Raw genomic sequence first — 13,808 nt, forward strand, 5'->3', positions numbered from 1 at the left:
ACTATTATTTAAAGGGAGCCAAAATTCCCTCTGCTTCTTTTTGTGCTCTTTCTAATGCGGCAGCAGCTGTTAAATCTCCTACAATAGCGGCTTGGAGATGGTCGTTAATTGCTTTATATACACGTCCATTATTATGGGTAGATAATTCAGCAGAAGCATATTCTAGCTGGTCTCTGGCTACTGCAGCCTGAGGAAAGTTAGCTACGTAATCCTTCATAATAGCTGTCTCATAGGAAGAGGCTCTTGCTGCTACATATCCTGTATCAATACTCCATTGTGCTGCTCTTTCTGGTTCTGTTACCCATTTTATAAACTTCCACGCCGCCTCTTGTTTTTCTTGAGGTACATCTTTAAAGATGTAGAAGTTTCCACCTCCAGTAGGACTACCATATTGTTTACCTGCTGGCATATAGGCTACACCAAATTCAAAACCTGCATTATTTTTAACATTGGTTAGATTTCCTGTTGTATGATACATCATAGCACTTTTTTCTTCAATAAAGTTGGAGGGTACAGTAGCCCACTCTATAATATCTTTAGGCATTACACCATGTTTATGGGCTAAATCTATCCATAACTGAAGTGCTTCTATATTTTCTGGTGTATCAAAGAAAACCTCTTTGCCATCATCACTCATTAAGTTTTTGCCATTTTGTAAAGCGAAGCCTTGAAATAACCAATAAGGAAAACCAGAGCTAGGAATTTCAAGCCCCCATCTTGCTGCTTCACCATTGTTTCCCTTTACTGTCAACTTCTTAGCATAAGCTATTAATTCCTCCCAATTTTTAGGTGGTGCTTCAGGGTCTAGACCTGCTTCTCTAAAGGCTTCTTTATTATAGTAAAGAACAATGGTACTTCTCTGAAAGGGGATACTCCAGGTTTTTCCTCCAGTTTGAGAGTTTTCTAAAAAAGCAGGATAAAAGTCCTCAATATATTCCCTGCCACCATCCTGAGCAATTAATTCATCTAAAGAAATGATTGCATCCATATCCAATAAAGTATATAGTTCTGTTGCTGATAATACCGCTAGTTCTGGAGCATTGTTACCTTGAATGGCTGTTTGAGCCTTCACCATTGTCTCTGCGTAGCTTCCTGTGTAGACAGGACTCACCTTAATATCAGGATTTTCTGTCATAAAGTCTTCTGCCATTTTTTCAATAACACTTGTAAGAGCCCCGCCTACAGCAATTGGATAATAAAAGGTAATCTCTACAGGATCTCCTTCCTTGGTGTTGGTTGGATTCCCGCCTTCACTTGATGCACAACCTACTAACAGCGCCATCGCTACCAATAGCAAAACTGCTTTTTTCCATGTCTTTTTCATTTTTATTCCCCTTTCTTTTTTAGGACTTTCTTTTCAACAAACCATGTTTCAAATGCACTTAAAGAAACCGCCACTGCACCAGAAATAAATGCTTCTTTTATTTCATCCCTGCTTTTTATTAATCCTCCAGCAACAATCGGTAAATCAGTGGACTTCTTTAATTCTTTTATAATTCTGGGCATAAGTCCAGGCATTGCCTCTATTGCATCTGGTTTACTGCTCTTTACATTTTTAATCCCTGATAATAAAGCATTGCTATCAATAATGAATAAACGCTGTATTGTTAATAAACTGTGTTTTTTAGCATGCTGTATCACTTGTCCACGGGTACTAATGATTCCTTCAGGTTTTAGTACTTCTGCTACATACTGTAATCCCTTACTGTCTGTTGCTAAACCCTGTATAAAATCAACGTGTAAAAAGACCTTTTTATCTACTAATTGTATTTCTTTAATGCTATTCTTTAGTGTTAAGATATCTCCTTGCATCAAAAAAATTGTTTTAATACTAGAGATATTTAATGCTGTTTTAAGAATCTCGTCATTATGAACAGATGCAATCACTTCTTCCTGCTGAAACATCCTGGTTCCTCCTTTACTACCTACTGTTATTAGCATAAGGTATATATTTAATGGTTGGAAACGAATAGGTTGCATCAATTTGTATTGATGGACTTAAAAACTCATTAATACCAGACTTTAAAAACAAAGTATCCATACCCATTTCCCTACCCATTCTCATATCGGTGAAGGGAGAATCTCCAATAAATAAACACTGGCTTAAGGGATATCTTAATTTATCCTCTATGGCTTTTTGCATCCAATAGGTTGGTTTTCCTATCACAGTAGCCTCCTCTCCTGTGCACTTTTCATAAATCCCCCCTAGAGAACCGCTGTCAATGATTCTACCTGTCTTAATAGGACAAAAAAGATCGGGATTCATCACAAGTAATTTCGCCCCTCTATCCAAACTCTGTAATCCTGCTACTAACTCCAAGTAAGTTAGTTTTGTGTACATTCCCAAGAGTACATGGGTATAATTTCGTGTTTTATTAAAATCTTTGCTATGTGTGATGTCCCACCCCAGATCAATCAGCTTTGTCACCACTTTAGGATGGATAATTCCCAATACAGTTATAGGTTTTTTTTCTTGTTTAAAATAGATATTTGCAGCATCAATAGGCGTGATAATCTCTTTTTCTTCTACATAAACCCCCAAACGATTTAGCTTTTTAGTTAGCATAGCTTGTGTGTATAAGGGAGTGTTTGTAGCAAACAGTATTTGCTTCTTGCCTTCTCTTAAATGCTTTAAATAATCAATAGCACCTTCTAAAACTTTGTTTTGTTTAACCAATGTACCATCAATATCAAAAATATAAGTACTGTAGTCCTTCATTTTGCCTCCTCCAATAAAAAAGTAACCATATTCAAAAGAGTATACTAAGTAAAATGAATTATTTCTAGTTCATTTGAATGTACAACTCTTCCTACAGGTTACTCCATTTTCTCCAACCTTTAAGAAATAGTTCAATGTTGAATATTCTTTTAATTGTTGTTGCATCTTAAGTTTACTATGGAGATGTTAATTGCATATTAGTAAAAGGTTAACAGCATGTAAATTTTCAAATGCTATGGGAACTAGCTTTTCTCTGTAAACATAGAAAAACCTACTGTTTCTACAGTAGGCATCAACTTTAGCTATACTTTTTAACCCTTCACAATCACACATATCTCAGATAAGTTTTCAACATTTCATAGATAATTTTAATACTTCCTTTAAACAAAAGGGAAAATTCCACTGCAAACAGGTAACCACATTCACTACATAAACCTTCAATCTCTACACATCTGCCACATGTATATCTTTTATTATCCTCTGATACAATACATTGAAAGCAAGGTCTGTCCCATTGATTCTTTAAATATGCCTCCAGAGAGCTATATAAATTAAAAATTGGCAGCTGCTTTTTTATCATAGCTTTTATCTTAGCCACAACCTCCTTCTTTTCTTCCCTATCCAGACTAAGGTCTTCTGTTCCTTCATAGGGGGTATGGAAATTGAAGGAGATACTATTGATTTTAGGATGCTCCTTTGCTAACGCCGCCACTTCCTCCACCTCTCTGTAATTCAGCTTATTTATTGCCATATAAATACATATATTACAGTCTTCAGTATCCTCTAACCTTTTCATGATAAGATCGTAAGTATCTCCTCTGATAAGGTCATGGGTTTTCTTTGTTCCGTCAAGACTTAAGAAGATGATATCTGCTTCAGGAATATGAAGGTCCTCTGTGCCATTGGTAACGATATTGACGATATAGAAACCAATTTTCTTTGCTTCTTTAACTAAATCTCTAATATCTCTTTCCCCATCCTTCCAAAGCAAAGTTTCCCCACCGCAAAAAAATAGAATCCTGATCCCTTCTCTATAGAAGGCCTCCATTTCTTTTTTAATATTGACATAAGCGTACATCTTTTTATTTATATTATTTACGGAACAATGTTTACAGCTTAAATTACAATAATCTGTTAATATAATCGTCCCTAGAATAGGCTTTTTCTGTTTAAAAAGAATAGTTTTTACACCAAAGTAACTCAAGGATAAAAAATCTCTTATCTTCATTTTGCCCCCCTGTTATATACTTATTTCTTCTATCCACGGCTCCTCCATAGATTTTTTCCATAGGTAGTTTAAATAGTGAATAGAATACTGCTTTTCCACAAAATGATAGGCATACCGCCCCCATTCTGTTAAAATCACTTTATCGCCTTCTTCCTCTGCCATTTTAAGATACTTCAATAAATCAAACAACAGTTTAAATCCCTTTTTCATATCTTTATGAAATAATTCTCTAAACCTCTCTCCATCTATCATGCCGTCGTAGCATCTCCAGAAAATCCAAAAAATCATTTTTTCCTTTTCTGTCATAAGGTTTACAATATTAATAGGCAGTGCTTCTTCCTTTAAAGCTCCTATATAGGCTTTTACGTCAAAAGTATTTAAATAAAAATAATCTCCAAAGTGAGAGCTGGCTCCTGCCCCAAAGCCCACAAAACTTTCCCTTGTTACAGAGGTATATCTATTATCAGAAGACTTCCCATAGGTCCATACGGAACTTCTGTGATATCCCCATCTTTTAGAAACCTCATCAATCATCTGGAGAATTTTTCTCTCCTCCAACTCTCCAAATCTACTTAGCTTTTTTTCCTTTAGGACTTTGCTCATTGTTGTCATGGGGAAAAGAATCAAAGGATATACAGAAAGCTGGTCTATACCGTAGGCATAGGTCTTTTCTAGGTCGTATTGAATATCCTCAATTTTTTGTCCAGGCAGATTTGTCATGATATCAATATCAACACATTGAAAATCAAAATCCTTTATGAGAGATAAAGCCTGATCTATTTCATGAGAGGTATAGCCTCTTCCTAGAAATTGCAGCATTTCATCATTAAAGGTCTGTACACCTACACTAATTAAATTGACTTCCATCTCCTTCAATGTTTTTAATAGCTTTCTGTTCACTTCTGTAGGATGAACTTCTATACCTATATCTCCTTGGAAATGGTAATGAACTTTTATCCATGCAAGGATTTCCTTCAGCTCTTCTGCAAGAAGCGTCGGCGTACCCCCTCCTATATAGATGGAAGTAACTTTCTTGTTTTTAAACTTTTCTTTATATAAAACTAGTTCCTTCATAAGTGCTTCCTTGTATGCTAAAGCTATGTTTTCTTCATAAAGAACCTTATTATACGGGCAATAGTGACACATGCTTTTGCAAAAGGGGATATGTATATAAATCCCTATCTCCTTCCCCATAGCATTAAAGTCTATTTCCCCCTCCTGATATCCTCTAAATGAAAACTTTTCTTTTTTTCCTAATAATGTTCTCCGTAAAAAACTAGTAACCATCATCTTCCCCCTGTTGTGTAATGTCACAAATTTATAATTCCTCTAATCTTTTCTTTATGTATTCAATTTCAAAAGAAGAACATATCCTTCTATCCTGCCTATCCAGTATTCTATAGTGCTTGCTTATGATATTTTGTTGTACCCTATATTTATCAGTTTTCTCAACATCTCTCCACCATACTTTCCCTCCCAAGGTAGTCTCATAGCTATGTTCATGGTTTGAGAAGGCTAGAGATAGAATAATATCTTGAGGGTCCCCTCCGAAGGTCATTTGAAGGACCTCACTATGCTTAAATATAGAACATACAGCTACTGCCCCCGTCCATCCCAAAGTAGATCGTTCTTTTTCTATCTGCACTAGGGTTTTTTTCGACATACCTATCACCTCAGCCATTTTATCCTGAGTAAAGTTTTTTTCATTTCTAATCAACTTTAACTTTGCATCTACCTTTTTAATGAACTCATCTCTATTCACTTCTTCACCTCCACATTGCATATAGTGTAATTTTACACTATATGTGTAAAAATGTAAATATGTTAATAGAAAATGTCTATTCCTTTTCATCATCTTTATACTAAAAAACCCTTAGTCCAGTATCCTAGACTAAGGGAATGATCATTAAAAAAGACTATGCTAAAGCTTTTCCAAAATCTTCGATAAGATCTTCTATTTCTTCCAAGCCAAGTGAAACTCTGATTAAAGTGTCTGTAATTCCAAGCCTTTCTCTTTCGTGTCTTGGAATTGCTGCATGGGACATCTGTACTGGATAAGATACAATGGTCTCAACCCCTCCCAAGCTAACCGCCACCGCTACTATACTGACTTTTTTCATAAAATTTTTAGCAGTTTGAAGATCTGTTGTTTTGAAGGATAGCACGGCACCTGCCCCATCAGCCTGTGAGAAGTGAAGTTTCTTGCCTGGATGATTTTCTAGTCCAGGGTAAAATACTTCCTCTACCCCTTTTTGTTCTTCAAGCCATTGTGCAAGCTTCAAGGCATTTTGCTGTTGATAATCCATTCTTACCTTCAGTGTTTTTATACCTCTTAGTAATAGCCAAGAATCCTGAGGCCCTAAAATCGCACCAAAGCCATTCTGCACAAAATAGACCTTCTCAGCTATATCTTTATTTTTTACAACCACTAATCCTCCCACTACATCACTATGTCCCCCTAGGAATTTAGTAGCACTGTGAATGACGATATCTATCCCTAGTTCAACTGGCCTTTGGAGATAAGGTGACATAAAAGTATTATCTATCATTGTCAACAAGTCGTACTCTTTTGCAATTTTCACAGCACTTCTTATATCTGTGATTTTTAACAAAGGATTAGAGGGGCTTTCTAAAAAAATAGCCTTCGTATTTCCTTTAATATTTTTTCTTATATTCTCTAAATCACCAGCATTAACAAAAGTTACCTCCACAGCAAAACGACTAAAAAACTTGCTGGTAATCCGATGGGTTCCCCCATAAACATCTTCACATACGATAATATGATCTCCTGATGCAAAAATAGAAAGTACAGATGAAGTAGCTGCCATTCCAGAAGAAAAGGCAAAACCTCTATATCCTCCTTCTAGCTTTGCAATGGTTTCTTCTAAAGCTTTACGGGTAGGATTTTCTGATCTAGAATAATTGAATTCCCCTGGATTGTCTATATCGGACTGATGAAAAGTTGATACTTGATAAATTGGAATACTCAAAGCCCCTGTATGTTTATCAATTTCATTTCCATTATGGATAAGTTTTGTTCCTATTTTCATATTCTATTCCTCCCCTTCTATGGCTTCTTCAAGATCACTGATTAAGTCATTGACATCTTCTATCCCTACTGATAATCTTAATAATCTTTCATCAATACCAAGTCTTTTACGAATTTCTTCAGGAATTGAAGCATGGGTCTGGGTGATGGGATAAGTGATGAGGCTTTCTACACCCCCAAGACTTTCTGCAAAGGAAATTACCTTTACATTTTTCAAAATTTTCTCCGCCAATGCAGTATTTTTTACTACAAAAGAAATCATTGCCCCAAAGCCTGTAGCTTGCTTTCTTGATAGGGTATATCCTTCATGATCTTCAAGACCAACATAGTAAACCTTCTCTACTTCTTCTTTTTTCTTCAGCCAGTTGGCAATCTCTATAGCATTTTCCTGTTGCTTTTTCATTCTAATACCAAGGGTTTTTATACCCCTCAACATTAACCAGCAGTCAAAGGGAGCTAAAACTGCACCAACTGTTTTATGTAAAAGTTCGATTTTTTCCCTCATTTCCTCCTCTTTTACCACCACAAATCCTGCTAGGGTATCATTATGGCCTCCAAGATATTTTGTTCCGCTATGAACAACAATGTCCGCCCCTAAGGCTAAAGGACGTTGAAAATATGGTGTTAAAAAGGTATTGTCCACCATAAGTATGATACTATTGTCCTTTGTAAACTTATTTAAGGCCTCAATATCCGTCACCTTCATCATGGGATTAGAAGGTGTTTCAATAAAAATTCCCCTGGTATTTGCCTTTATACTTTTACGAATGTTATCTATGCTTCTGGTATCAATGTAGGAAAATTCCATGCCATTCTTTTTGCATATCTCTTCAAATAATCTATAGGTTCCCCCGTATAGATCATCGGAAACGATGATATGATCCCCCGTTGAAAAGAGATGAAATAGCGTAGCTATAGCAGCCATGCCGGTAGAAAAAGCAAAACCTGCTGTCCCCCCTTCAAGAGCAGCAATGGTGTTTTCAAGCTCCTCCCTAGTAGGATTTTGAACTCTTGAATAATCATATCCTGTAGATTCATTAACCGCTGGATGTTTAAAGGTAGCACTTTGATAAATAGGGAAACTAATTGCTCCTGTATGGACATCCCCTCCCCTGCTGCCATGTACCAATTTTGTTTCCATGTGCAAACACTCTTTTTTCATAAAAATCATGTCCTTTCTATGTTTTAATAGTAATATTTTAACCTAAATTACCGAGAAGTCTCCCACTTTGGTGAGTAGTGAAATATTAAGACCTCCCTGTCAATAACAGGAAGGTCTTAGTATTAAGGCTTCCTCTTATCTCTCAGCTTTGCTGCAGGATTTAGCACCACTGCACATACTGTGCCGGTTGCCGGGTTTCATCGGGCCAGTCCCTCCACCACTCTAAATAAGAGTTTATTATTTATATATGTTTTGCATAAGCGTTATCTTAACGCATTATTTCCAGAATTCCTCCATCAACTGTCGTTTCTTTAATTCTAAGATCCTTCCACGCCACATTTTAATTCTATAGTAAACCTGTGTATTTAATTGGTTTTAGTTATAATAATATATTATAGATTACATGTCAATACTTTTGGAAAATAAAAAACATTAACCCTGCCTCAGTTTTTCTTGAATAGTATGGAAATTTTTGTTAATATATAGTAGATTATATTTTAACCCAGCTAAATAGTGACATTATTAGCGTTGACTTAAGCCATAATTTGTCATCCTGAGTGGAGCAAAGCGGAGTGGAAGGATGATAGTAGTATAAAAGTAACTGATAATTTATTCGGGGGGCTTATCTGCATGAAAACAATATTTGATGTTAAAAAGACTGACTATTCTATCAAAGATCCTACTTTAAAATCTATTTTTGATCATCCCGAGGTTGGTGTTTATATTTCTACATCATCTGGTAAGTTTCTTAAACTAAACAGAAAGTTCTGCGACATCCTTGGGTATGCAGAAAAAGAACTTGTGAACATGACCTTAACAGATCTTTATCTCCCTGAAACTATAGATCAAGCATCGCAAAATCATCATACATTGTTTACTCAAGAAAAAAAACATCATTTTCTTGAAAAAAAGGTAGTAAGGAAAGATCGCTCTATTCTATGGTTAAGCTTTGTTGTATCACCTATTCTTGATTTTGGTACTGAAATTTATCAATATATAGGTATTGTTCAGGATATCTCTAGAATGAAAAGTGCTGAAGAGGAATTATACGATGCTAAAAGAGTTTTGGAGAGCATCTTCGATACAACAAGTGCCATGATTGCCTATCTTGATAAGGATTTTAATTTTATTCGTGTAAATAAACAATATGCTGCTGCTGGCAATCATCCTCCTGAATTTTACATAGGAAAAAATCATTTTGCCCTGTATCCCTATACTGATAATGAAATGATCTTTCGGCGGGTAGTTGAAACAGGCCAACCTATTTCTTTTCATGCAAAACCCTTTGAGTATCAAGAGTTTCCTAAGCTAGGGGTTACCTATTGGGACTGGGATTTGATTCCTGTAAAAAACTCTCATGGCAGTGTTACTGGTGTTATTCTTAGCCTAGTCGATGTAACTAAGCGAAAAAAAGCAGAAGACAAACTTCGTAAGACAAATGATCTACTGGAAAAGAATGTGATGGAGCGTACTGCAGAACTGCAAGCCGAGGTGGCTGAACGTAAAAAAACCGAAGAGGCATTACGCCAAAGTGAACAACGCTACCGACAGGTCTTTGAAAATACTTCTGATGGTATTTTTCTTACTGATGTTGTTTCCCATGAGGTTTTTAGGTTTGTAGCTTTTAACCCTTCTTTAGAAAAGTTAGCAGGGCTATGGAGTTCAGAGGTTTGTGGTAAATATATCCATGAAGTTTTCCCTCAAGATTGTGCAGAATTTTTTACTGCTAATTATAAAAAATGTATAGCATTAGGAACTGTCTTCAGCTTTGAAGAACAACTTCCTACACCGGCAGGTAGCATATATCTTTATACAACACTTATGCCTATTAAGGATGATCAAGGAAAAATTTATAGAATATTAGGTGTGTGTCGTGATATTACTGAATACAAGAAAATGTCCGAAAACCTTAAGCAAGCCAAAGAAGAAGCTGAACTCGCCAATGATGCAAAAAGTGAGTATATTGCCAACATGTCCCATGAGCTAAGAACCCCTATTAATGTTATTTTGAGTGCAATACAATTATTTGATCTATATCTAAAATCCAATCCAGCGAATACAACAACTAAGCATTTTCATCATTTAAAATCAATGAAACAAAACTGCTTTAGATTGCTTCGGTTAGTAAACAACCTTATTGATATGACTAAAATTGATACAAACTTTTATGAGTTCAATTTAAAAAACCATAACATCGTAAACATTATCGAAGTAATAACCCTGTCTATAACGGATCATGTAAAAAATAGAAAAATTAGACTTAGTTACGATTCAAATATTGATACCAAGATTATTGCTTGTGATATTGATATCGTTGAAAGGATTATGCTTAATCTTCTCTCTAATGCAATTAAATTTACAGATTCAAATGGAACTATAGAAGTAAATTTGTTGGATGGAGAAGAATATATCTCCATTTCTGTTAAAGATAATGGGATTGGTATACCTAAAGATAAACAAAAGACAATATTTGAACGTTATAAACAGGCAGATCAATTGCTTACAAGAAAGCAAGAAGGTAGTGGCATAGGACTTTCACTGACAAAGTCCTTTGTAGAAATGCTGGGTGGTAAAATATCTGTGAAAAGTGAATATGGATTAGGAAGTGAATTTATTGTTGAATTGCCATGTAAAGTACTCCCTGAAAGTCCTAACAAAACAGAAGTTGAATGTCGTTTAAATGATTATAGTAGTATTGTAGAAAAGATAAACGTTGAACTTTCAGATATCTATTCCATTAAAGGAACTGAAGTTTAAAATATCTATATAAGTTATAAGTCATAGTAAATATGTTACATTCGCTACCCTCAGGGTGACAATTTTTACGCAGTCTGCGATCCCCATGACTCTGCTATCTTACACTAAGCTGTAAAAGTTTTATTGCAACTTATTTATTTGAAAAGTAAATTTTTCAAAAACAAACAAGGCGCATAAAAGGTTCAAACCATAAAATGCGACTTGTTTATTTTAAGTTGTAAATTTGAAAAATATTCCCTCAAATATTTTTATTCACTCACTTGATCTAAATAAGCTGCTTAAATAAGTCTTTTACTGTAGGGTAAATTTTTCTAAACTTTTCATATTTTTTATTATAAAGCTGGCTATTTTCCTTATCAGGATGAATGCTTTCTGTTACTTTAATAAACTTACAACAAGCATCTTCAACCCTATCAAATAATCCAAATCCTACGGAAGCCAATATTGCAGCACCATATGCAGGACCTTCATTGGTATTGAGCTTGTTTACTCTTACATTCAATACATCAGCTATGATCTCACACCAAAGTTTACTCTTTGCACCGCCACCACTAATACTGATATCAGTGATTTCAATGCCCATTTCTTTCATAATTTCAAAGGTATCCCTCAGGGAAAATGCAACTCCCTCTAGTACAGCTCGGGTCATGTGCTTTCTTTCATGGGTCATATTTATACCGATAAAGGTTCCTCTACAATTAGGATCATTATGAGGTGTTCTTTCTCCCATTAAGTAAGGAAGATAAAATAAACTATCATCGATTTGTGCTTCTTTTGCTTCATTTAATAAGCCATCAAAGTCCTCCGACTTATTGACTTCTTCAACCCACCACTTCAAAGATGCAGCTGCAGCAAGTGTCACACCCATAAGGTGATACTTGCCATTTGCATGGCAAAAAGAATGCAGACCATTATTTTCATCTACAAAAAATTCTTCATTTGATGTAAAAACAACCCCAGAAGTTCCAAGGGATAGTGAACAGGATCCAGCACCAACCACACCACCACCAACAGCAGCAACCGCTTGATCTCCCCCACCAATAACAATTTTTACATCTTTATTTAAGCCCAATTCTTCTGCCAGATCAGGTTTTATGTTTCCAATCACTTCATAGGATTCATATAGTCTTGGTAATTGTTCCTCAGAAATCCCCAAAAGCTCCAACATTTCTGCTGACCATTTTCTGTTTTTTACATCTAAATATAAGGTGCCTGATGCGTCTGACATGTCTGTGGCAAATACACCTGACATCTTGTAGGCGATATAATCCTTAGGAAGCATAATTTTTTTGGCGACAGCAAAATTTTCTGGTTCGTTTCCCTTTAACCATAGGACTTTTGGGGCAGTAAATCCTGTAAGAGCTACATTCCCTGTCCACTGAGATATTTTATTCCGACCAATTTCGTTATTAAGATACTCACATTCCTTCTCTGTTCTTTGGTCATTCCAAAGAATTGCAGGTCGTACCACTTGATCATTTTCATCTAAAGTAACCATGCCATGCATTTGACCGCTAAAACTAACTGCCTTCACTTCACTTTTATCTAAGCCATCTAAAAGCTCCTTAAATCCGCTTATAGACTGCCTCCACCAATCCTCTGGATTTTGTTGAGACCAAAGAGGTTTAGGAAAAGATAATGGATATTCTTTACTAATGGATCTAACAATATTTCCATTTTCATCGGTTGCAATGATTTTTACCGATGTTGTACCAATGTCTATACCTATAAAATACATTATTTTTCCCCTTCTTTCTGTTTATCACATTTACTTAATTTTAATCACAGCTTTTACAACATCACTTGCATTACCCACAACAAAATCAAAAGCTTCCTTCGTCTGATCAAAATTAAATTCATGACTCACAATACCTTTTACGTCAATAGCACCACTTGCGATAGCATTAATGGCAACAGGATATAGGTTTCTGTAACGGAAAACCGTCTTTAGCTCTCCTTCTTTGCCCATGAGCTTCATAAAGTTAAAGGCTGTTTCATCTTTAGGTGTCATACCTACTAAAACGATGGTTCCACCAGTTTTTAGTACATCTACTGTATACTTTACAGTAGCCTCAGCACCAGCAGTCTCAATCACAACATCCGCACCTTTGCCACCTGTTAACTCCTCTATTTTCTTTAAAACATCAACCTCTCTTGCATTGATGATATCTGTTGCACCGATTTTTTTTGCAACTTCAAGTCTATTTTCTAGTATATCTACAACAATAATTTTTGAAGCTCCTTTTGCTTTACAGGAAAGCACGCTGACAAGTCCGATACATCCTGTCCCAAAGATAACAACAGTATCTCCTAATTTTACACCACCTTGGTTAGATGCATGTAACCCAACTGCCAATGGTTCTACTAAAGCCCCTTCTACATTGGATACATTTTCTGGCAATTTAAAGCACATATCTTCAGGATGGGCAACATAGTTAGTAAATACACCATGATAAGGAGGTGTAGCAAAAAATTCTACTTCTGGACAAAGATTGTATTTACCGCCTTTACAAAATTCGCATTTTCCACAGGTCTTACCTGGTTCAAGTGCAACTCTATCACCAACTACAAGGCTTTTTACATCCTTACCTACTTCAATAACTTCTCCAGCACATTCGTGTCCTAGAATAAAATCACCTTCAACCACAAAGTCACCTATTCTTCCATGTTGATAATAATGAACATCAGATCCACATATGCCAACTGCATCTACCTTAATCAGAACCTCATGATCTTTTACTTCAGGCATTGGAACTTCTTTTGTAATCATATGATTTGTACCCTGCATAAAAACAGCTTTATTGTTCATTTTCTCAGCCTCCATAGTTTTTTTTAATCTTATATTAAAATTGGTACGCGTACTATTGCTAGCCGCGCACCAAAGGTTTTACTT

At 35.7% G+C, this 13,808-nt stretch carries 11 protein-coding genes and 1 riboswitch; of the genes, 1 reads left to right on the plus strand and 10 read right to left on the minus strand.

All coding sequences use genetic code 11. The features are described from left to right. Positions 1–4 precede the first annotated feature (4 nt). The 8 genes from CACET_RS12035 to CACET_RS12070 form a co-directional block, all read right to left on the minus strand. Positions 5–1,324, minus strand: coding sequence for an ABC transporter substrate-binding protein (locus tag CACET_RS12035; RefSeq protein ID WP_044824819.1), 1,320 nt, complete (start codon positions 1,322–1,324; stop codon positions 5–7). Between the two features lie 2 nt (positions 1,325–1,326). Further along, positions 1,327–1,905: a glycerol-3-phosphate responsive antiterminator gene (locus tag CACET_RS12040; RefSeq protein ID WP_052661419.1), complete on the minus strand. Its 579-nt coding sequence runs from the start codon at positions 1,903–1,905 to the stop codon at positions 1,327–1,329. 16 nt (positions 1,906–1,921) lie between these two features. After that, entirely contained in the window at positions 1,922–2,719 is a 798-nt protein-coding gene (locus tag CACET_RS12045) for an HAD-IIA family hydrolase (RefSeq protein ID WP_044824817.1), read from the minus strand. A 325-nt stretch (positions 2,720–3,044) separates the two neighbouring features. After that, positions 3,045–3,947 carry a radical SAM protein gene (locus CACET_RS12050; RefSeq protein WP_044824816.1) on the minus strand — a complete coding sequence of 301 codons (903 nt, stop codon included), beginning with the start codon at positions 3,945–3,947 and terminating at the stop codon, positions 3,045–3,047. 12 nt (positions 3,948–3,959) lie between these two features. Beyond that, positions 3,960–5,234, minus strand: a complete 1,275-nt coding sequence (locus tag CACET_RS12055; protein ID WP_044824815.1) for a coproporphyrinogen-III oxidase family protein — start codon at positions 5,232–5,234, stop codon at positions 3,960–3,962. A 31-nt stretch (positions 5,235–5,265) separates the two neighbouring features. After that, positions 5,266–5,709 (minus strand): helix-turn-helix transcriptional regulator, encoded by a 444-nt coding sequence (locus CACET_RS12060; protein WP_044824814.1) that lies wholly within the window; start codon positions 5,707–5,709, stop codon positions 5,266–5,268. Between the two features lie 154 nt (positions 5,710–5,863). Further along, the gene (locus CACET_RS12065; RefSeq protein WP_044824813.1) at positions 5,864–6,997 is read right to left on the minus strand and encodes a trans-sulfuration enzyme family protein; all 1,134 of its coding nucleotides are present in this window, start codon (positions 6,995–6,997) and stop codon (positions 5,864–5,866) included. Between the two features lie 3 nt (positions 6,998–7,000). After that, on the minus strand, positions 7,001–8,137 hold the full coding sequence (locus tag CACET_RS12070) for a trans-sulfuration enzyme family protein (RefSeq protein ID WP_242846924.1): 1,137 nt from the start codon (positions 8,135–8,137) through the stop codon (positions 7,001–7,003). A gap of 153 nt (positions 8,138–8,290) precedes the next feature. Further along, positions 8,291–8,391, minus strand: a riboswitch (SAM riboswitch). 397 nt (positions 8,392–8,788) lie between these two features. Between CACET_RS12070 and CACET_RS19515 the strand changes: the two genes are divergently transcribed. Next, a complete protein-coding gene (locus CACET_RS19515) occupies positions 8,789–10,915 on the plus strand; it encodes a sensor histidine kinase (protein ID WP_052661417.1) in 2,127 nt (708 codons plus the stop codon). 265 nt (positions 10,916–11,180) lie between these two features. Here CACET_RS19515 and xylB read toward each other — a convergent pair whose 3' ends face one another. Both xylB and CACET_RS12085 read right to left on the minus strand, forming a co-directional pair. After that, positions 11,181–12,653 carry a xylulokinase gene (gene xylB / locus CACET_RS12080; RefSeq protein WP_044824812.1) on the minus strand — a complete coding sequence of 491 codons (1,473 nt, stop codon included), beginning with the start codon at positions 12,651–12,653 and terminating at the stop codon, positions 11,181–11,183. Positions 12,654–12,683: 30 nt separating this feature from the next. Beyond that, positions 12,684–13,724, minus strand: a complete 1,041-nt coding sequence (locus CACET_RS12085; protein WP_044824811.1) for an NAD(P)-dependent alcohol dehydrogenase — start codon at positions 13,722–13,724, stop codon at positions 12,684–12,686. Positions 13,725–13,808 lie beyond the last annotated feature (84 nt).

Source organism: Clostridium aceticum (assembly GCF_001042715.1).
In the GTDB taxonomy this organism is placed as follows: Bacteria; Bacillota; Clostridia; order Peptostreptococcales; family Natronincolaceae; genus Andreesenella; species Andreesenella acetica.

Bases quoted from the DNA above. Each gene is read 5' to 3' on its own strand.
- CACET_RS12055 (WP_044824815.1), bottom strand. From the start codon at position 5,234: ATGGTTACTAGTTTTTTACGGAGAACATTATTAGGAAAAAAAGAAAAG.
- CACET_RS12040 (WP_052661419.1), bottom strand. From the start codon at position 1,905: ATGTTTCAGCAGGAAGAAGTGATTGCATCTGTTCATAATGACGAGATT.
- xylB (WP_044824812.1), bottom strand. From the start codon at position 12,653: ATGTATTTTATAGGTATAGACATTGGTACAACATCGGTAAAAATCATT.
- CACET_RS12085 (WP_044824811.1), bottom strand. From the start codon at position 13,724: ATGAACAATAAAGCTGTTTTTATGCAGGGTACAAATCATATGATTACA.
- CACET_RS12035 (WP_044824819.1), bottom strand. From the start codon at position 1,324: ATGAAAAAGACATGGAAAAAAGCAGTTTTGCTATTGGTAGCGATGGCG.
- CACET_RS12065 (WP_044824813.1), bottom strand. From the start codon at position 6,997: ATGAAAATAGGAACAAAACTTATCCATAATGGAAATGAAATTGATAAA.
- CACET_RS12070 (WP_242846924.1), bottom strand. From the start codon at position 8,137: ATGGAAACAAAATTGGTACATGGCAGCAGGGGAGGGGATGTCCATACA.
- CACET_RS19515 (WP_052661417.1), top strand. From the start codon at position 8,789: ATGAAAACAATATTTGATGTTAAAAAGACTGACTATTCTATCAAAGAT.
- CACET_RS12045 (WP_044824817.1), bottom strand. From the start codon at position 2,719: ATGAAGGACTACAGTACTTATATTTTTGATATTGATGGTACATTGGTT.
- CACET_RS12050 (WP_044824816.1), bottom strand. From the start codon at position 3,947: ATGAAGATAAGAGATTTTTTATCCTTGAGTTACTTTGGTGTAAAAACT.